This is a genomic window from Tahibacter aquaticus (assembly GCF_004363655.1).
Classification (GTDB): domain Bacteria; phylum Pseudomonadota; class Gammaproteobacteria; order Xanthomonadales; family Rhodanobacteraceae; genus Tahibacter; species Tahibacter aquaticus.
In genome coordinates this window covers 118,904-136,616 of the sequence record NZ_SNZH01000014.1, presented here as the reverse complement: position 1 = coordinate 136,616, position 17,713 = coordinate 118,904, and the positions used below count along the sequence as shown (strand labels likewise).

18 protein-coding genes are annotated in these 17,713 nt (G+C 65.7%); 8 read left to right on the top strand and 10 right to left on the bottom strand.

Annotated elements, in window-relative coordinates; genetic code table 11:
* Positions 1-201: 201 nt before the first annotated feature.
* The 3 genes from DFR29_RS20705 to DFR29_RS20695 are packed head-to-tail and all read right to left on the bottom strand — an operon-like array spanning position 202 to position 3,866.
* Complete coding sequence (locus tag DFR29_RS20705; RefSeq protein ID WP_243746130.1) at positions 202-546, bottom strand: plastocyanin/azurin family copper-binding protein; 345 nt, start codon at positions 544-546, stop codon at positions 202-204.
* A gap of 37 nt (positions 547-583) precedes the next feature.
* Positions 584-2,044, bottom strand: a complete 1,461-nt coding sequence (locus DFR29_RS20700) for a DUF1501 domain-containing protein (protein WP_166654238.1) — start codon at positions 2,042-2,044, stop codon at positions 584-586.
* Positions 2,045-2,054: 10 nt separating this feature from the next.
* Positions 2,055-3,866, bottom strand: coding sequence for a DUF1800 domain-containing protein (locus DFR29_RS20695; RefSeq protein ID WP_133820548.1), 1,812 nt, complete (start codon positions 3,864-3,866; stop codon positions 2,055-2,057).
* A gap of 260 nt (positions 3,867-4,126) precedes the next feature.
* Here DFR29_RS20695 and DFR29_RS20690 point away from each other — a divergent pair, with 260 nt between their 5' ends.
* Positions 4,127-4,993 carry a DMT family transporter gene (locus tag DFR29_RS20690; RefSeq protein WP_133820615.1) on the top strand — a complete coding sequence of 289 codons (867 nt, stop codon included), beginning with the start codon at positions 4,127-4,129 and terminating at the stop codon, positions 4,991-4,993.
* Between the two features lie 244 nt (positions 4,994-5,237).
* On the opposite strand, the gene DFR29_RS20685 is transcribed toward DFR29_RS20690, so the two are convergent.
* Together DFR29_RS20685 and DFR29_RS20680 are read right to left on the bottom strand one after the other, a co-directional pair.
* Entirely contained in the window at positions 5,238-5,945 is a 708-nt protein-coding gene (locus tag DFR29_RS20685) for a pseudouridine synthase (protein WP_133820547.1), read from the bottom strand.
* Positions 5,942-6,991: a class I SAM-dependent methyltransferase gene (locus DFR29_RS20680; protein WP_133820546.1), complete on the bottom strand. Its 1,050-nt coding sequence runs from the start codon at positions 6,989-6,991 to the stop codon at positions 5,942-5,944. The genes DFR29_RS20685 and DFR29_RS20680 overlap by 4 nt, the downstream gene beginning before the upstream one ends.
* A 136-nt stretch (positions 6,992-7,127) precedes the next feature.
* Between DFR29_RS20680 and DFR29_RS20675 the strand changes: the two genes are divergently transcribed.
* Entirely contained in the window at positions 7,128-8,300 is a 1,173-nt protein-coding gene (locus tag DFR29_RS20675; protein ID WP_133820545.1) for a hypothetical protein, read from the top strand.
* 28 nt (positions 8,301-8,328) lie between these two features.
* Here the strand turns inward: DFR29_RS20675 and DFR29_RS20670 are convergent, their stop codons facing one another.
* On the bottom strand, positions 8,329-8,748 hold the full coding sequence (locus DFR29_RS20670) for a DUF1801 domain-containing protein (RefSeq protein ID WP_133820544.1): 420 nt from the start codon (positions 8,746-8,748) through the stop codon (positions 8,329-8,331).
* Positions 8,749-8,896: 148 nt separating this feature from the next.
* Between DFR29_RS20670 and DFR29_RS20665 the strand changes: the two genes are divergently transcribed.
* Positions 8,897-9,361: a DUF1579 family protein gene (locus DFR29_RS20665; protein WP_133820543.1), complete on the top strand. Its 465-nt coding sequence runs from the start codon at positions 8,897-8,899 to the stop codon at positions 9,359-9,361.
* Positions 9,362-9,565: 204 nt separating this feature from the next.
* On the opposite strand, the gene DFR29_RS20660 is transcribed toward DFR29_RS20665, so the two are convergent.
* Complete coding sequence (locus DFR29_RS20660) at positions 9,566-10,078, bottom strand: DUF1697 domain-containing protein (protein WP_133820542.1); 513 nt, start codon at positions 10,076-10,078, stop codon at positions 9,566-9,568.
* Positions 10,079-10,215: 137 nt separating this feature from the next.
* On the opposite strand from DFR29_RS20660, the gene DFR29_RS20655 reads away from it, so the two are divergent.
* Both DFR29_RS20655 and DFR29_RS20650 read left to right on the top strand, forming a co-directional pair.
* Positions 10,216-10,848 carry a hypothetical protein gene (locus tag DFR29_RS20655; RefSeq protein ID WP_133820541.1) on the top strand — a complete coding sequence of 211 codons (633 nt, stop codon included), beginning with the start codon at positions 10,216-10,218 and terminating at the stop codon, positions 10,846-10,848.
* Positions 10,849-10,893: 45 nt separating this feature from the next.
* A complete protein-coding gene (locus DFR29_RS20650) occupies positions 10,894-11,334 on the top strand; it encodes a VOC family protein (protein WP_133820540.1) in 441 nt (146 codons plus the stop codon).
* A 473-nt stretch (positions 11,335-11,807) separates the two neighbouring features.
* Here DFR29_RS20650 and DFR29_RS20645 read toward each other — a convergent pair whose 3' ends face one another.
* Positions 11,808-12,398, bottom strand: a complete 591-nt coding sequence (locus tag DFR29_RS20645; protein WP_133820539.1) for a hypothetical protein — start codon at positions 12,396-12,398, stop codon at positions 11,808-11,810.
* Between the two features lie 135 nt (positions 12,399-12,533).
* On the opposite strand from DFR29_RS20645, the gene DFR29_RS20640 reads away from it, so the two are divergent.
* From DFR29_RS20640 to DFR29_RS20630, 3 genes are all read left to right on the top strand, one after another.
* A complete protein-coding gene (locus tag DFR29_RS20640) occupies positions 12,534-12,830 on the top strand; it encodes a putative quinol monooxygenase (RefSeq protein WP_133820538.1) in 297 nt (98 codons plus the stop codon).
* Positions 12,831-12,886: 56 nt separating this feature from the next.
* Positions 12,887-13,339 (top strand): hypothetical protein, encoded by a 453-nt coding sequence (locus tag DFR29_RS20635; protein WP_133820537.1) that lies wholly within the window; start codon positions 12,887-12,889, stop codon positions 13,337-13,339.
* Between the two features lie 143 nt (positions 13,340-13,482).
* Complete coding sequence (locus DFR29_RS20630) at positions 13,483-15,288, top strand: extracellular catalytic domain type 1 short-chain-length polyhydroxyalkanoate depolymerase (RefSeq protein WP_133820536.1); 1,806 nt, start codon at positions 13,483-13,485, stop codon at positions 15,286-15,288.
* 213 nt (positions 15,289-15,501) lie between these two features.
* Here the strand turns inward: DFR29_RS20630 and DFR29_RS20625 are convergent, their stop codons facing one another.
* Together DFR29_RS20625 and DFR29_RS20620 are read right to left on the bottom strand one after the other, a co-directional pair.
* Positions 15,502-16,179, bottom strand: a complete 678-nt coding sequence (locus DFR29_RS20625) for a hypothetical protein (protein WP_133820535.1) — start codon at positions 16,177-16,179, stop codon at positions 15,502-15,504.
* A 47-nt stretch (positions 16,180-16,226) separates the two neighbouring features.
* Positions 16,227-17,624 (bottom strand): pectin acetylesterase-family hydrolase, encoded by a 1,398-nt coding sequence (locus tag DFR29_RS20620; protein WP_133820534.1) that lies wholly within the window; start codon positions 17,622-17,624, stop codon positions 16,227-16,229.
* Positions 17,625-17,713: the final 89 nt, after the last annotated feature.

Here is a 17,713-nt window from a genome sequence, read left to right as displayed (position 1 = left end):
CGGAAAGTAAAAAAATCGGCGGCCGAACCAACCGCGTGCCGATCGAAAGCACGATACATGGTCGCGCGACCAAGGCGCGCGAAACGCGCCGCCAGGCGCGCAAACAACATCCGCCAACGGCGGACTCCTTCCCAAAAATTCAACGGCGAAGAACAACCCGCCCCCCAACCAAAGCCTTCTATCCGCTACAAACGACAAAAATCAACGAATCGCCGAAAAATCGTCGACAAACACCCGATCAATCACCACGATCAACCCCCTCATCCCACTCCCCGTATCCCCATGCTGCTCGCAGTAATAGCCAATACTGCCCAGCAGCGTGAACTGCACGCCCGCACTCCAGGCCAACGCACTCGGCGCCGTATTCGTATTGCAGTTCACCGCGCAACGGAAGCGATTATCGTCGGCCACGACATTGTGCAAACCGCCGCCATTGCGAAAAACCACGCGGTCGTACTGGTAGATCGTCAACGTGGCCGGCGTAAACGTCATGTCGGGATTGGCAATCACCTCGAACGTACGCGCGCTGGCGTCGCCGGCGAGCACGGCCAATAGCAGTGCCGCCGGCAAACCGCGCAAACGCTCAGCCCATGAAACGCAGATTGCTGGCATCGAAGCGGTGCAGGTTGGGAAAAATGTCGGCGATGTCGCTGTTGCCGACGCCGAACCAGCTGGCCAGTGTGGCCGCGTACTGGTCGACCGACGTGGTCGGGATGATCTGGCCGTGGCCGGTATCGTCGGGGTTGGCAAGAGGATTGGCCTGGGTGCTTTGCAGCAGCGACGGCATGCGGCCGTAGAAGCGGCGGCCGCGCACGGCACCGCCGATGACGAAATGGTGCCCGCCCCATCCATGATCGGTGCCATCGCCGTTGACCGCGAGCGAGCGGCCGAAATCCGAGGCGGTGAAAGCGGTCACCTGGTTGGCAACGGCCAGCTCGATCGTCGCGGCCTGGAACGCGGCCAGTGCCTGGGCCAGCTGGCCCAGGTTGTCCGCATGCGTATCGATCTGGCCGTCGTGGGTGTCGTAGTCGCCGGTGGACAGGTAGAACACCTGCCGGCTCATGCCCAGCGCCGCGCGCACGCCGATCAGGCGCGCAACCATCTTCAGCTGCGCGCCGAGATCGGTATCGGGGAAGGGCGTAGCCAGCGGTGCGGCCGCATCCAGCGCGGCGCTGACGATCTGGTAGTTGTCGATCGCCGCGCTCGCCGCCTGGGCATAGGCGCGCTCCAGCACATGCGTCTGCGTGCCTTCGGCAATCAGCGCGTTGTACGCCGCTGCACCGCCCGGATTGTCACCCATGATCCACGATTCGGAACCGTCGCCGAGATAGCTCATCTTGTCCACGCCCGAGGCGTCCATCGCATACGGATTGACGAGGGCGGCACGCAGGAAGCGGTTTTCGTTGGACAGCGAGATGCTCATCGGCGCGGGACCGCTGTTGGCCGAGTACAGCAGGTCGGCGATGCGTCCGCCCCAGCCGTCGGCATTCGCATCGTCGGGACGCGCGGTCTGCCAGCAGATGCTCTGGTCGTCGTGGGAAAACAGCTGCGGCGGCAGCGGCACCGTGCCCGCCTGGTACTGTGCCTGCGTGGTCGGCTGACGCAAGGTTCCTACATTGGCAACGATGGCCATTTGTCCACCATTGAACAATGCACGCAGCGGCGCCAGCGAAGGATGCAGGCCGTAGCTGCCGCCGTCGCTGGGCGGACCGCCAGGCAAGCCCGCAGCCAGGGCCAGCGCATCGAGGTTCTGTGCCTGCACTGCCGCCTGTTGCAGCGCCAGGCCGCCGGCACCGGCCAGTCCGTTGCGCGACTGCCGGTAAGCGTTGTATTCGCTGCTGCTGTACGGCACCACGCTATTGAAGCTGTCGTTGCCGCCGCCGAGGAAAATGCACACCAGCGCCTTGTAGTCGCCGAAGCGGTAGCGGCCCTGGTTTGCCGCTGCAGCCACCACGCGCAAATTGCCCAGGGCCGAGAACAGCCCTGCCCCGCCCAGCGCCGCGGCCAGGCTTTTGCGCAGGAAATCACGCCGATTCAGATGCACGCGGCCGTCCTCATTTCTGGATGGAATATTCGGGCGAGTTGACAATGAGATAAAGCGCGTTCTGCACCCGTACCCGGCCCAGGCTGGCGCCGTAGTCGGCGGTTGTCAGCAGCTGCAGCTGGGCCAGGATGGTCGCACGCATGAACGGCGACATCTGGCCGGACAGGAACAGCAGGTTGTAGCGGTCCAGCAGTGCCGCCGGATCGCTCGCCGCCAGCGGCGCGTCGCGGGCGAGATTCATGCGCAAGGTGTCTGCCGCGTCGCTGTCCCAACAGCGGTCGCTGCCGCTGTAGTAGCAGAACAGCTCGTAGAACAGGCGGTTCGGCGTGCCCACCGCAAGACTGTCGGAAAGAATCTGGAATTCCGGGCTGCGCAAACCAGCCGTGCGTATCTCGCCGGGACGGCTGTAGTCGGGCTTGAAGAAATTGAACACCGTCGGCGAGCGCAGCGGCGCCTGGCCGATGCGCTCTTCCAGATACGGCCAGGTGCTCATGTTGCCGACGCGGCCGTTGCCCGAGCGTGCATCCAGCGCGCGCCACAGATGGGTTAACTTGAGCTGGGGTTCGCGCAGCTTGCCGAAGCGGTCGGCCTGCTGCCACTGGCCGTAGCGCGCTTCGCTGTCGAGCAGAATCGCGCGCAATACCGCCTTCATATCGCCACGCACGCCCTGGCCGTTGTCGGCAAATGCCTCGGCCACACGCCGCACATAGCCAGGGCTAGGGTTGCTGGTGACCAGGTTCTGGATCAGGCGCCGTGCGATGAACGGCCCCACGTTCGGGTGCCGCACGATATTCGCCAGCGCCGCATCGAGTTCTGCCTGCGCATTGCCGCCGTGCGGCAGCACGCCGTTGGCCAGGGCAACGCCGGGATAGACCAGCAGCTGCTTGTCGCTGCTCGCATCGTGATATGCCTCGACCGGCTGCATCGGCTGCTGCCACGGCGCTTCGTCGCGATTGCTGGGACCGCACCAGAAAAACGTCTCTTCGTCGCAGCAGGTATAGGTATTGTCGCCGCAGCCGGCGTTGTTCCAGTTCCAGCCGGTGAATACCGCGGCAAAACCGCGCACCGTGGCCTGGCTGTAGGTCGGCACCGGCGCGCCGCCCTGCAGCAGCGGGCTACCGTCGCTGTTCAGCTGCACCAGGCCGACCGAGAACAGCTGCAGCACTTCGCGCGCGAAATTCTCGTCCGGATGGATGTTCTGCTCTGCGTCCGCCTTCTGGTTCTGCAGTATGCTCAGGTAAATGCCCATGGCCGGATGCAAGGTCACCGCGCGCAGCAATTGGGAAAAATTGCCGAATGCCTGCGTGGCCAGCATGTCCTGGTAGCTGGCCAGAGCCCAGGGCTGGTAGTTCAAGGTGCCGTTGTTGTTCGATACGACGAAGATCTGGCTCAGGGCATAGGCGACGCGCTGGCGCAGGGCATCGGCTGGCAGCGCCTGGCCGCGGCTGGGATCGGGCAGGCCTACGGCATTGATCGCCCAGATTTCCAGTCGCGCATCGTCGGTCACGTCGTTGTTCGCGGGCAGGTTGGCGACCCAGTCGAGATAGGGTTCGCTGGTGGATACCGGCGCGGCGAATTGCTGTTCCAGCCATTGCCGATAGCCGACGGCACGCAGCTGTGCGATCGCCGCCGTAGTCGGTCCGAAGGTGGCCTGGGCCAGAAAACGCGCGGCGTCGGTATCGCGCGCCGGGCCCTGGTCCGGCGCTTCGAAACCATTCGCCAGCAGTGCATCCGGCCGGTGGCTGGCCGATTGCGCCAGCGCCGTGCCGGCAAGCCCGCACAGCAGCACTGCCGCCGCGGCACGCATCCATTCGCCCGTCATGATCGAATTCCCCGCTCGTCCGGCGCCGACTCTACGCCCGCGCCTGCCCGGCAAATCATGCACTGACGCACAAGTCCGGCGACTCGACGGCAGGCCCACGCTCGGCACGCTGGCCCCGCCCTGCCCCCGACCTTTGGCCCTGTCGCACACCGCGGGGCGCGCGTAGGCTTGCCCGCTTCCCTTCCACGGTAGACGCCGTGAATGCTTCTGCGGAAGCGGCCGGGGCCGCTTCGTCCAACCTGGTTCGCGCTGCCCTGCTGATGGTTGCCAGCGCCGTGCTGTTCGGCTTCATGACGGTCACCATCCGCCTGGCCTCCAAGCAACTGCACGCGTTCGAAATCGCCTTTTTCCGCAGCCTGTTCGGTTTCGTCTTCGCCCTGCCGCTGCTACTGCGCCACGGCCCTGCGCTGTTCAAGACCGACAAATGGGGCTTCTACGTGATGCGCTGCTGCATCGGCATCGTGTCCATGCTGGCCGGTTTCTGGGCCGTAGTGCACCTGCCGCTGGCGCAGGCGATTTCGCTGTCGTATTCGACGCCGCTGTTCGTGACCATAGGCGCAGTGCTGTTCCTCGGCGAAGTCGTGCGCCTGCGCCGCTGGACTGCGGTATTGATCGGCTTCATCGGCGTGATCGTGATCGTGCGCCCTGGTGCGGCCGATTTCAGCATCGCCAGCCTGATCGCACTGATGGCCGCGGCGCTGAGCGGCACGGTCGCGATCAGCATCAAATACCTTTCCCGCACCGAGCATCCCGATGCCATCGTGCTGATCACCACCGGCCTGTGGGTGATCCTGGCCTTGCCGGCGGCGATTCCGGTATGGCAATGGCCGAATGCGGAATCGTGGCTGTGGGTGATCCTCGCCGGCGGCTTCGGCACTGTCGCCCACCTGCTCTGGACGCGTGCCCTGAAGCGGGGAGAAGTCTCCGCACTGACGCCGCTGAGCTTCCTGCAGCTGCCGGTCGTGATCCTGTTCGGCTATTTCCTGTTCGACGAGCGGCTGGACATCTGGACCGGCGTCGGCGCGGGCGTGATCGTCTGCAGCAATGTCTATATCGCCCATCGCGAGGCACGGCTGGCGCGGCATGTGGTGACGGACAAGAATGTGGCGGCGGAGACGACGACGTAGCCGCACGTCGGATTTTTCGCAGTCTTGTCTCGCCCTCGGGGTTTTTGGCAAACCTCGCTTCCTGATATTTCACGCGGAAATCTGTCAGCGAAGAAAATTTTGACACCTGCCCCCTCACCCCAGCCCTCTACCCCAAGCGAAGCTTGGGGTAGAGGGAGCTATCCCGGCTCTGAGTTTTTCGCCGTTTTCTCCAGGCCCCTTCCACACCCGAGCGTTCTTCCACCACGCAAGCGGGCACGAAGCGCTAACCCATCCGCCCGAACACCCGATCCAGATCCGCCGCATCCAGCGCGCGCCACTGCCCCGGCGCCAGCTCGCCCAGGCCCAGCCCGCCGACACTGACGCGATGCAAGGCGACCACATGGTTGCCCACGGCGGCGAACATGCGCCGCACCTGGTGATAACGCCCCTCGTGCAGTACCAGCCTGGCGCGGCGCGGCTCCAGCGTCGTCATCTGCGCCGGCAGCAGCGGCGTTTTCTCCGATTCCAGCATCAGTCCGCCGCTGCCGAACAAGGCCGCCTCGTCGCCGCGCAGATCCTGTGCCAGCGTCGCTTCGTAACATTTGGGAATAGTGGCTTTTGGCGAAATGATCCGGTGCAGCAGGCCACCATCGTCGGTGAACAGCAGCAGGCCCGAGGTATCGCGGTCCAGCCGGCCCACCGGTGACAACAGCGGATCGCGGTAGCGGAAGCGTGGCGGCAGCAGATCGTAGACCAGGCGGCCGGCGTCCTTGGTCGAACAGGTATAGCCCGTCGGCTTGTGCAGCATCAGTATCAGGCCCTGGGCCGGGTCCAGTGGCTCGCCGTCGATCAGCACCTCGGCCGGTGCAATGCGCGTGTCTTCGTCGAGCACGGCACCGGCCTTGTCGGTGACCAGACCGTCGCGAAACAGCGCCGCCACGTCGCGCCGGCTGCCATAGCCAAGGTTTGCAATCACGCGCAGCAGCTTCATGCGCGGGGCTCCTGCGCCTGTATCACCTTGAAGCCGCTGTCCTCGGCCAGTACCTGGCTGCGGCTGAAATGCCGCGCCAGGGTCTGCTCGTAGGGCAGGTGCCGGTTCGCCACCAGCAGCAGGCGCCCCTGCGGCCGCAGCGCCTGGGCTGCGACGCGCACGAAGGCCTGGCCCAGCTCCGGCAGATCGGCACGGCCCTGGTGGAACGGCGGGTTGCTGACGATGAAGTCGTAGCGTTGCGGCAGGCCGCGCACCACGTCGTGCCAATGAAACTCCAGCGCGGCGGCCTGCGGCGGTGCGCAGCGCGCGAGGTTCAGCTGCGCCAGTTCCAGCGCGCGCGCCTCGGCTTCGTACAAATGCATGTATTTCACCTGTGGACAATGTTTCAATACTTCGCAGGCCAGATAACCGTAGCCGGCCCCCAGGTCGGCGCCCTGCCCGGCCAGGTCTGGCGGCAATTGCGCCGCCAGCAGGGCCGAGGCCGGGTCGATGCGATCCCAGGCAAACAGGCCGGGCCGGCTGAGAAAGCGCCCGTCGACGATAGGCTGCGGCGCGTCCTCGCGCTGCCACGCCTCGGCCAGGGCCGCATCCAGGCGTGCCTGATCGCGGCGCAGCCAGAACACGCGGCATTTGTGCTTGGACAGGCTGGCTACGGCGCCGCCCAGGCGCTCCAGATCGGCCTCGATCGCCCGCGCGCCTTCGTTGTTCGCCACGCTGGCCAGTACCAGGCCGCCTTCGTTCGCCTGTACCAGCGCGCGCGCCAGCAAAGCGCGCGCTTCGGCGCGCTGGCGCGGCGGCAGCAGCAGCACCGCATCGAATTGCCCTTGCGCCTGTGCCGTTACCGGCGAGCCCTGCGCATCGAGCGCATCGGCGAACGGACGGAAACTTTGTTCAGCCAGCACTCGCCACTGCGGCTGCGCCGAACGCAGGCGCAACAGGCCCATGCCGGCGCGGGCACGCAGGAACAACAGCGAGGTCTGCTGCGGCAGGCGTACGAGGCCGTCGAACAGAGGCAGGAACAGGGCTTCCAGCGCAGGATCGGTCACGGCGCGATGCAATATGAATGGACGCAAGGGCCTGCATGGTAGCCGAGGACGGCCGCGATAACGCCGCAACGATCGCCGCTCAGGCTAAGCTGCACGCTCTGGGGCGGCGCCAACCGGCGCCAGCAGGAGCTGTCCGATGTCGCTGCGCGTTGCATCCGTGTTGCCGCTGTTGCTGCTGTTGAGTGCCTGCAATTTCTCCGCGCCGCCGCCCTCTCCCCCTGCCGCTGCCGCGCCGCCTGTCAGCACGCCGGACTGCCTCGCCAACCTGCCCGGCACGGCGCTGGACGCGCCGCTGGCACAGGTCTATACGCAAGACTTCAGCGCGCCGGCATTGGACGAAGCCGCCCAGCGCTGCATCGGCGCATTGCTCGGCGAGCAGGCCTTTGCTTCGCCGCAACAGCATGACCCGGCTTACGCCACGCTGCAGCAGGCGCAGGGCGAAGACGCCCGCACGAGCTGGAACAGAACGCCGAAAAAGCGTGTGCAATGGCTGCGCATCGCCCAAAGTGCGGCGGCGTCGACCTGGCTGCTGCGCATCGATACCGGCCTGCCGCCGCCAGGCGCGCGCTACGACCTGCTGCTGACCAGCGACGCGCAAGGCCACCTGCGCGACCAGATGCTGGTCGGCACCAGCGACAGCCGCTTCCGGCGCACGATGGATTTGCGCAGCAGCAACCAGTTCAGCCTGACCGAGCAGAGTACGCGCGAGGACCAGCCCGGGCTGAACTACCGTGCAGCCTTCCGTATCGACGACAGCGGACGCATTGCGCTGGACAGCAGCGCCGCCGCGGGCATGCCGCCCGATCCGCCCGGCGCGACCGCCACCGACAGCAGCGGCAGCACGGCAGACGAAGGCGACAGCGGCACCTCGCTGGAACAAGTGGACGGCCCCGCCGGCGATGCAGAAGCGATCCGCCGCCTGCTGTTTTCCGATTCGGGCGTGATCGAGGAACTGGTGCAGCGCGAAAGCTTTGCCGACGGCGGCCTGGCCATGCTGGCGGTAGGCCGCATCGACGCGGCCGGGCTGATTGTCTATGTCTTCCGTCCCCTGTCCGGCGCGGCGGGCAAGGTGCAATACCAGGTCGCCAGCTATGTACTGCCCGAACCGCCACAGGCGCTGGGCGGCGAACTGGGCAAGGTCAGCTGGCAGGCCGACAAGGGCGGCGTCTCCATCGTGCTGCCGATGCGCTACGAATTCCTGCGCGACGGCGGCGATGCCGACAGCAGCGAACCGGAAACCCAGGGCCGCGACGCGAGCCTTCGGCTGCGCTACGACAGCGCCGAAGGCGAACTGAAGCGGCAGAAATAGCCGCGCCGATGCCGCCTGCCGGCGGCGCTCAGCGTATCCGCCGGGGTTCCATCGCCGCAACCGACTCCTGCATCAGTTGCAACAAAACAAAGTTGTCCACATCCGCCAGTTTTTTCAGGTACAGGCAGACCTTGGACGTCTTGTGCCTGCCCAGTCTGGCCAGCAAGGCCTGGGTGTTGTCCAGGTCGAGCACGAGGTAGAGGGTGAGGTCATTCTTGCGCGGCGAGAAAGCGATGATGGGCCATTCGCCTTCGCTGCCATCGGCATAGCCAAGGCGGTACTTGCCGAAGCCGACGATGCTGCTGCCCCAGAGCACAGCCGGCTCGCCGGTGACCTGGGCCATCATTGCCGCCAGCGCGGCGCAGTCGGCACGGCGTTTCTGCTCGGGCAGTGCATCGAGAAATTGCGTCAGTGTTGTTGCCGTAGGCTGGGTCTTGGCTGCGCACATGGCGGCCTCCGCCGTGGGATGAAGGGTCGCGGCGGCAGGCCGCGGATGCGGTACGCTAAGCCGGCGTTTGCCCTGGCCGCAAGCTGCCGGTGCATTCCGACCTGAACCGTACGGAATTCCCTCGTCCATCACTCGCAGGAGCGTCGCCATGGATATGCCCAAGCCCGGCCCGGAACATGCCCTTCTCGCCCGCCTCGTCGGCGACTACGAAGGCGACGAGGAATTGCAGCCTTCGCCGTGGGGTGAAGGCGGTCCGGCGCGCGGCCGCGGCAGCTATCGCAGCGTCACCGACGGCATGGCTATCACGCAGGATTACGAAGAAGAAAAAGACGGCGCCATCGTCTTCAAGGGCCATGGCGTATTCAGCATAGACCCGGAAAACGGCGACGTGCTCTGGTGGTGGTTCGACAGCATGGGCTTCCCACCCGATGCACCGGCCCGCGGCCGCTGGGAAGGCGATATGCTGACCTTGCACAAGACCACACCGCGCGGCGACGGCCGCTACGTCTACCGCCTGCATACCAACGGCTACGAATTCTCGATCGAGAACCGCTTCCCCGGCCAGGACGATTTCTGCCTGTTCATGCGCGGCGATTACCAACGCCTACGGTGAATCGCCGCGTGAGCGCGGGCGCAGCACATCTACGGCGCAATTCGCGGTGCTCATCGCGCGCTGCCAAAGCGAACTCCGCGTCGTAGGGTGCGATGAGCGCCAGCGAATTGCACCATCGCAGCGATGGTACGTACGGCAAACCACGACGCAATTCGCAGTGCATGGCGCGCCCGGCCGAGACGTGTCACAGCATCGGCGCGGCGCTCACAGCGCCGCCGCCATCTGGGCCAATTTGGCCACGGTGTTCATATTGCGCGCAGTGCCCACAGCGGCGGCCGGAATCCTGAGCCTGGAATCAGCCATGCCGTCGCCGTAGTGCACGTAGATTTCGCGCTCGCCCAAGACCATTTCCTCGCCGTTGACGTGGCTCGCGGCCTGCAGGCAGTCCCTGGCCGGCGCCGCATCGAGGAAGATCGCGAGAGTGCGGTTCGGCGCGGCCTGGGGAAACGGATTGGCCGCCAGCACGGCCGACATCTCCTGCGCCGTGCGCAACATGACGGCGACCGGCTTGCCGGCGTAGCTGGCCATGGCCGCTTCGAGCGCCTTCTTCACCGCCGCCGCAGATTTGCTGCTGCGAAAAACCACGTTGCCGCTGGCGATATACGTTTTCACTTTTTCGAAACCGGCTGCCTCGCACATGACGACCAGCTCAGTCATCGGCAGCTTGCCGGTGCCACCGACATTCACGGCGCGCAGCAGGGCGACAAAAGCAGGCATGGCACCGGTCCGCGGGAACGAAGCCGGAATCTTAGTGCGCACGCAGCCGTGTCGACCAGACTTGCTGGCCCGTGCCGTCACAGCGTAGAACTGCGCCCAGGGCCAGACCTGCCCGCCCACTTCTTCGCGGCGCCTGCATGAGCACAACCGGACAAAGCAACGCCGACTTCCTGCAACAGCATGCCGCCGCCGCCCGCATCGGCCTGGCCGGCGGCAGTGCGCTGATCGATCGCGGCATCCGCAAGGCGCAGCGCCTGATCGTCGACGATGCGGCGGGCTCGGCCTGGTCACACGCCTTCCTGATCGGCGAGCAGCGCAGCGACGGCCAGTGGTGGGTGCTGGAATCCGACCTGGATCTGCGCCATAAGCAGATTCGCCTGGGCGCGCAGGAAAACCGCCTGGCGAAATATTTCGACGCGGCCGAATGGCCGAACCTGGCGGTACTCGATTTCGGCCTGGATGCAGCGCAGACGCGCCAGGTGCTGGCCACGGCACTGGACCTGCTGGCCAATGCAACGCGCTATTCGCTGCGCGAAATCGTCGGCACCTTGTTCGCACTGGCCAAGCCCAGCCTGCGCGAACGCGACAACCTGCTGGCACGGGAAGGTTCGCTGTACTGCTCGGCCTTCGTGCAGCACTGCTATGCCAGCGCCGGCATCCGCCTGGCCGCCGGACTGGCCACCAAGAACACTACGCCGCACGATATTGCCCGCAGCAGGCTGCCGCACCGCGCGGCGACCTTGCTGCGCCAGAGCGGTGCCAGCGCCTGAGGCAGCAATGCCGCAACGCCAGCCCGCCAACAGGTCGAGAACACCATGAGCACTACGCCTGCCGATCCATCCTGCCGCCAGCCCAATCGCTCCATGCCGGCGAGCAGCGTGATTCCCGTGCTGGCCTATCCCGACCTGCCTGCCGCCGTCGACTGGCTATGCCGCGCATTCGGACTGGTCGAACGCTTGCGCATCGGCGGGCATCGCGCGCAACTCGTCTTCGGCGATGGCGCGCTCGTCGTCATCGCCCATGCCCAGGCCACGCCGGGCCAGGGTAGCTCGCTGATGCTGCGCGTTGCCGACGTCGACGCGCACTACCGCCGCGCGCTCGACGCCGGCGCCCGTGTTTCCGGCCCGCCGCAGCGTTATCCCTATGGCGAAGCCCAGTACAGCGCGCAGGATCTTTTCGGCCATACGTGGACATTTTCACAAAGCATCAACGACGTCGATCCGGCCGACTGGGGTGGCGAACGGCGCAACACCTAGGCTGGGGTAAGCCGCCAGGCGCACCCGAGCATCGAGTTGTCTCGCCATCGAAGAAACCACGCCGAAGGTATCTTCGTTTCGCCGCAGCACAAGCAAAAGCGTTCCTCCGGCATGGGCCTTTTGTCGCGGATATAGCTCGATGTCGGGGTACGCCTGGCGGTTTACCCCAACCTACGGTTTTGTGCGCGACCTCAACCACCGAGATCGCGAGACTCAGCGTCACGGCGCTGGACGATCTGCACCTGATGACCCGAGTACGCTGGGATTCGCGCTATGTGCGGCGCAAGGACGGCGCCGCTGTGCGTATCGAATTCGAAAATCTGTATTTCCTGCACATGCAGAACGGCGAACCGAAGATTCTCACCGATGTCACCGGCGACGAAGCCGGGGCACTGAAGGAAAACGGACTGACCTCAAGCGCCGCCGGACGCACGCTTTCGCGCCGCCCGGGCACAAGGCCGCAGCAATGCCGTTCAACCCGGCCCCAACGCCAGGGCCGAGCCACTGAACGGAATCACCGCCGTATAGTTTTCCAGCGCCGGTTCGACAGGCGCCGTCGCCGCCGTGCCGAACTGGGTGACGCCCTGCCCCAGCATCTCGCGCAGATCGTAGTGCCGGCCGCGGAACTGGAACGGCTCGCTGTCGATCAGGCGCGCACTGAAGACATTCGAGGCCACCAGTGCCTGCGCCGCGGCCGCGGCGCTGCTGTTGACCGTAGTGCCTACGACAACGCTGCTGCGGCGGAAGCGCGCAATGCACTGGCCGAGCGCGAACGAGGCCGGATCGTCGAAATTGCCCCGGGGTTCGGCCTGGAAATACACAGCGAAGCTGCCGACCGGATCCAGCGCCAGGCTCAAGGCGCCGTTGCTGATCGAACGCGCCTCGAACGGCTGCGCGGCAAAGGTGAAATGCGCCGTGGCTTCGCCCGGCTCGCCGTCGAACAGGGGCGCGGCAATCGTGCCCAGGTGCAGAAAATAGCCGTAGTCCGCCAGTGCCTTACTGGCCTGTGCATAGAAGCGGCCGGTCACGTACCAGGCCAGCTCGCCGGGCAATACGCTGGACATGAATGCCTCGCTGCCGTGTATACCGCCAGGTGCGGCGCGCCACTCTCGGCCATTCGCGCAGGGGCTGCAAGACCGGCAGTTGAATCGGCGCGAGGCCGGCGCGAAGATCGCGCTTTCGGCAGGCGGAGGCGAATCATGTTCGGAATGCTGGGCAAGTTCAGGTCGCTGCCGGGCCAGCGCGATGCGCTGGTCGCCCTGTTGCTGGAATGCACGGCGGACATGCCGGGCTGCCTCAGCTATGTGGTGGCGCTGGACCCGGCCGATGCCGACGCGATCTGGGTTACCGAAGCCTGGACCGACGAAGCCAGCCATGCCGCCTCGCTGGCGATTCCCGCCGTGAAGCAGGCCATCGCCAAAGCCATGCCGCTGATTGCCGGCGTGGATATGCACCAGAAGACGATGCCGGTCGGCGGCTACGGCCTGGCCGGCTGAGCAAAGCGCCACTGGCTTGCATCGAACCACCCGGACCAACCCACGGAGAAAAACGCATGGACCTGCAACGCCGTGACCAACTGCTGAAACAGCTTGCCGCCTACGGCATGAATGAGGAAAACCCGCGCGGCAGCGGCGCTCTGCCGCTGGTCGGCATCGACGATTTCTTCGACGGCAACGACGACCGCAACAGCTTTGCGCCGAACCTTGTGCAGCATTATCCAGATCTGGATTATTTTCAGCAGCAGCTGCAGCAGATCGCCCAGCGCGACGATGTCAGCCATGTACTGGTACAGGCCGCCGACGTGGAATGGGCGTACGACTCCGATGCCGACTGGGTAGTGGCGAACAAGGTCGTCTTCGTGACCTCGGCACCGACGCAAGAGCTGATCGACTGGACCGAGCTGCTGATGGCCGCCGGACCGGTCAAGGGTTTTCCCGAACCGGTCGCGCCGAATGCGCCGACCCTTCCGGCCGGGCACGCTGCCTGGCATATCGTCTGGCGCTGAACCCGCGCGCCAGCGCCTGCACTCCCAGGCCACGCCGGCAACTGCCGGCGCTTTTGCTGCGCCGCAGCTTGCCCCTTCGGACACTGTGAGCCCGCGCACTGCTGTGGCCCACTGCGCGCGCCTTCCACCCTGAGGAAACGGCCATGTCTTCGCCTTATCGCGGGTCTGCCGGGCCGCTGCGCCCGTGCCTGTCGTTGCTGCTGCTTGCCTTGTCTGCACCTGCACTCGCCCAGACCGAAGTGACCGGCTTCGGTAGCAATCCCGGCAATTTGCGCATGTACAAATATATACCGGCCAGCCTGCCCGCTGGCGCACCGCTGGTAGTGGCCATGCACGGCTGCTCGCAGAGCGCGGCCAGCTACGATGCGGAAACCGGCTGGCAGGCCCTGGCCGACCGATGGCATTTCGCCCTGCTGCTGCCGCAGCAGCAGAGCGCGAACAATTCCAGCACCTGCTTCAACTGGTTCGAAAGCGCCGATACGACGCGTGGCCAGGGCGAGGCACTGTCGATCCGGCAGATGGTCGACCGCATGATTGCCGACCATGCCAGCGCGCCCGGCCGCGTCTATGCGACCGGGCTTTCCGCCGGCGGCGCCATGACGGCCGTGCTGCTGGCCACCTACCCCGACGTGTTTGCCGGCGGCGCCATCCTGTCCGGCCTGCCGTATCGCTGTGCCACCAGCCAGGCCAATGCCTTTTCCTGCATGAATCCCGGCACCGACCTCAGCCCGCAGCAATGGGGCGACAAGGTACGCGCCGCCAGCAGCTGGAACGGCCCCTGGCCTATCGTCTCGATCTGGCATGGCGATGCCGACTACGTGGTGCGGCCGGCCAACCAGGCCGAGCTGATGCAGCAATGGACCAATGTCCACGGCGTCGACCAGACCGCCGACGTATCCGAAAGCGTCGCCGGCTATCCGCACAAGGTGTACAGCGACGGCAGCGGCCAGCCTCGGGTGGAAACGTATACCATCAGCGGAATGGGCCACGGCACGCCGGTGGCCCCAGGCAGCGGCGAAAGCCAGTGCGGCACTGCCGGCGCCTATATCCTCGACGTGAATATCTGCTCCAGCTACTACATCGGGCGTTTTTTCGGCCTGGACGATCTCGACGGCATCGCGCCCAGCGTGGTGCTCACCGCACCGGCCGATGCCAGCGTCGTCAGCGGCATCGTCAGCGTGACCGCCACGGCCAGCGACGATGTCGGCCTGGATCGCGTGGATTTCCTGCTCGACGGCAGCCTGCTCGGCAGCGATGCGGCGGCGCCGTATGCGTGGAGCTGGAACACCGCCAGCAGCAGCAACGGCGCCCATGTGCTGCAGGCGCAGGCCTATGACCTGGCCGGCAATACCGGTCACTCGGCCCAGGTCCATGTCAGCGTCACGGGCGGCGGTGGCGGCGGCGGCACGCCGGTGACTGTGGTGTTCGACAACGAAGACAGCAACGACGGCTACGTCAAGGCCAATGCCAGCGGCGGCGGCGCGGCCGTGGGTACGCTGGAATCGATCTACGGGCTGGCCATCGGCCGCGGCACCGACGGAAATTTCAATCGCAGCCTGCTTTCGTTCGATACCGCATCGATACCCGACGGCGCGACGATTACCGCCGCCAGTGTCAGCGTCGGCTACCGTAGTGCCTCGGGCAACCCCTGGACCAGTCCGGCCGGCAATACGCTGGTCGTCGATGCGAACAGCGCCTGCATCGGCGCCTGCACCATCGAGGCAGGCGACTGGTCGGCGACGACGACGGCAAGCGCAGTGGCGCAGATTCCCGCGTTCAGCGGCGGCAGCCAGGCCAGTACGCTGTTTTCCGCCGCCGGGCTGGGCGCGATCAACAAGAGCGGCCGCAGCCAGTTGCGTTTGCGCTTCACGGCAAACCCGAGTGCAACGAACTACATCTGGATCGACAAGGGTGCCACCGCGAAGCTCAGCATCACCTATCAACCGTAAGTACAGGTTGGGGTGCAAACCTCAACATCGAGGTATTTCCGCAAAGCGTTTGTCGATCGGAGACCCCGCCGAGCCGAGGCATGCCGGGGCGAGAAAAGACAAAATCGCTTGGCCAGGAAGACGATTTCCGGGAATCTTTCGATGATGAGGGTTGTACCCCAACCCAGGTTTTGGGTTTATACAAATACCTCGACGTCGCAGTTGCCCCACAACCTACCGCATCGCCGCTTCCCGCTCTGCCTGCAGGCGCTGGCGCAGGTATTCATCGCGGCTCAGGCCACCGGGAATCGTGGCCATTGCCATCACTTCGGCAACCACGATCGGCTCGCGCGATTTGTACTGGAGGAACGAGGCGTCCTGGTTCTGCTGTTGCTGCCACTGCGCCTCGCGCTGCTGCGCATCGAGTTCGTAGCGCGTGACGATTTCCGCCATGCGCTCGGCGCGACGGCCTTCGTCGGCCTCGATCGCCTGGACCAGGCCCAGGCGCAGATTCATCGCCTCGCCGGCCGACAATTGACGGCGTTGTTCGTAGGCATCGACATCGGCTTCGATAGCCTTGGCCTGGGCCACGCGCGTGGCCGCATCAAGCCCGGCCGCGCCGGCGAAGAAACGGCGCGCATTCTGTTCGAACGCCTGGCGCTGCAGCCACGCCTTGGCTTCCGGTGTCTGCAGCAGCGCATCCGGCGGTGCCGCTTCGCCATCGGCAAGTGCCGCTACGTGCACGCCCGCAGGTTGACTGCCGCCGCTGGCCGCTGGCACCCGCTGCCCGGCCGCCGGCGCTGCCGGCAGCGATGTCTGCTGCTGCGTGGACGGGTTCAGCCGCCACAACCAGGCCGCGACGACGCAGGCAGCGAGGGCGCCGGTCAGCGCGAATAAGGAAATTGGCTTCATGCGATTTCCCGGCGAAGACGCGGCCCGCCGCGTCTTCGCCCCTGTGGTTACAGCAACTGGTCGATGGTCCAGTACAGCAGATTGAACGCCTTGGCCCTGTCCGCCGCGTCGCTCGCTTCGCTCGCATCCAGCACGGCGCCCGAGCCGTCCAGCACGCTGTCGATGAAATTCTTCAGCTGCAGGCTGCGTTCCTGCACATCGCCGTTCTTGAAATCGACGATGGTGGTGCAGTGACTTTCGTTCAGTGCGCGGTACTGGGGGAAATAGCCGCCGAAATTGGCCAGTCCGTTGAGCGTGTTGCGCAGGCGGCCCGTATCGATGTCCCAGCGCGCATGGATCAGCGCTTCCTTGGCCGCCGGGGTCGGTGCATTGGCGATCTCCGGATAGAAGCGTTCATACGAATAACTGGAAAAATTCAGGTCTTTCCAGAAATGCGTATGGCCGAGGCGATCATTCGGAAAGCGCGCCGACAAGGCGTTGTACAAGGTGCCCAGGTCGCTGGTATTGAGCGTCGGCAGGTTCGCCAGCAGGTACGACACCGGCCCGCCGGCCGCGTCCAGGCCCCAGACATTGCGGATATGCGTGGCCAGCGGCAGCGACGGGTAGCTGGCTGCGTTGCCGCCCGTGGGCGAGGAAAACACCGGGCCCGAATCGTCGATCAGATAGCCGCGGTCCGGCGCCAGATCGCGCCGCGCCGCGGCGTAGTTGGTCAGGCTGCCCGCGCCGCCGGCGCTGCAACCGGTCGACAGCATCTGCGTAGGCCGCGGCAGGTTGTCCTTGAGCCAGGAAATCACCGCCCGCGTATTGCGCACGCCGTTGTGGTGCCAGATCAGCGGCGGATTGGCATTGCTCGGGTCGGGATATACCGCGACGCGGTCGCCGCTGTAGATGTCGCCGGTGCAATACGGAACATAGACCATATTCCAGTTTTGCGTTTTCACCGACTCGAACGGACTGACCCGCGTCACGAACGGGCTGACCAGGCTGGCGCCGGGATTGAGCAGCGACATGTAGTCGTCGGCAATACCGTTCGGATTGCGCGCGCCGCGTATACCGGTCTGGCCGGTGCAGCTGGCATAGTCCCAGCACGCGCCGCCGCCTTCCATGTAGACGATGGTGTTGCGCGTATTCGCCACGCGGTTGACGAAGAACTTGTACGGCGAACCGTTGCCGCAGACGGCACCGGTCTGCGGCGCCAGCTGTACGGTCTGCCATTCGCCGTACGCGCCGGGACGGAAACCGTCGCCGAAACCGGCCGGATTCGACAGCAGCGGATACGGTCCGGTACGCTGGGCCGCGGTCACCGGGTTGTCCGGCCGCGGCGGCGAAACCAGGTTGACCATGGTCTGCCAGACCGAATAGTCGCCGAGTTCGGCCTGCACCGGCGCCGTTGCAGCCACCGCCAAAGTGCCGGCCAGTGCGGCCAAGCAAGCATGCTTACGCATTGTCACTGCCTCCAGGAAAGGACATGACTTTCGTCAGGTGATCCGGCTCCCCCAGAGCCGGTCGGTCCGGCCAGCCTCCACTGGCACGG

Excerpts from the sequence above, each read along its gene's own strand:
- DFR29_RS20645 (WP_133820539.1), bottom strand. The coding sequence starts at position 12,398 with ATGTCCAGCGTATTGCCCGGCGAGCTGGCCTGGTACGTGACCGGCCGC.
- DFR29_RS20640 (WP_133820538.1), top strand. The coding sequence starts at position 12,534 with ATGTTCGGAATGCTGGGCAAGTTCAGGTCGCTGCCGGGCCAGCGCGAT.
- DFR29_RS20670 (WP_133820544.1), bottom strand. The coding sequence starts at position 8,748 with ATGTGCGCAGCCAAGACCCAGCCTACGGCAACAACACTGACGCAATTT.
- DFR29_RS20625 (WP_133820535.1), bottom strand. The coding sequence starts at position 16,179 with ATGAAGCCAATTTCCTTATTCGCGCTGACCGGCGCCCTCGCTGCCTGC.
- DFR29_RS20635 (WP_133820537.1), top strand. The coding sequence starts at position 12,887 with ATGGACCTGCAACGCCGTGACCAACTGCTGAAACAGCTTGCCGCCTAC.
- DFR29_RS20620 (WP_133820534.1), bottom strand. The coding sequence starts at position 17,624 with ATGCGTAAGCATGCTTGCTTGGCCGCACTGGCCGGCACTTTGGCGGTG.
- DFR29_RS20660 (WP_133820542.1), bottom strand. The coding sequence starts at position 10,078 with ATGCCTGCTTTTGTCGCCCTGCTGCGCGCCGTGAATGTCGGTGGCACC.
- DFR29_RS20630 (WP_133820536.1), top strand. The coding sequence starts at position 13,483 with ATGTCTTCGCCTTATCGCGGGTCTGCCGGGCCGCTGCGCCCGTGCCTG.
- DFR29_RS20665 (WP_133820543.1), top strand. The coding sequence starts at position 8,897 with ATGGATATGCCCAAGCCCGGCCCGGAACATGCCCTTCTCGCCCGCCTC.
- DFR29_RS20650 (WP_133820540.1), top strand. The coding sequence starts at position 10,894 with ATGAGCACTACGCCTGCCGATCCATCCTGCCGCCAGCCCAATCGCTCC.
- DFR29_RS20655 (WP_133820541.1), top strand. The coding sequence starts at position 10,216 with ATGAGCACAACCGGACAAAGCAACGCCGACTTCCTGCAACAGCATGCC.
- DFR29_RS20690 (WP_133820615.1), top strand. The coding sequence starts at position 4,127 with ATGGTTGCCAGCGCCGTGCTGTTCGGCTTCATGACGGTCACCATCCGC.
- DFR29_RS20695 (WP_133820548.1), bottom strand. The coding sequence starts at position 3,866 with ATGACGGGCGAATGGATGCGTGCCGCGGCGGCAGTGCTGCTGTGCGGG.
- DFR29_RS20685 (WP_133820547.1), bottom strand. The coding sequence starts at position 5,945 with ATGAAGCTGCTGCGCGTGATTGCAAACCTTGGCTATGGCAGCCGGCGC.
- DFR29_RS20675 (WP_133820545.1), top strand. The coding sequence starts at position 7,128 with ATGTCGCTGCGCGTTGCATCCGTGTTGCCGCTGTTGCTGCTGTTGAGT.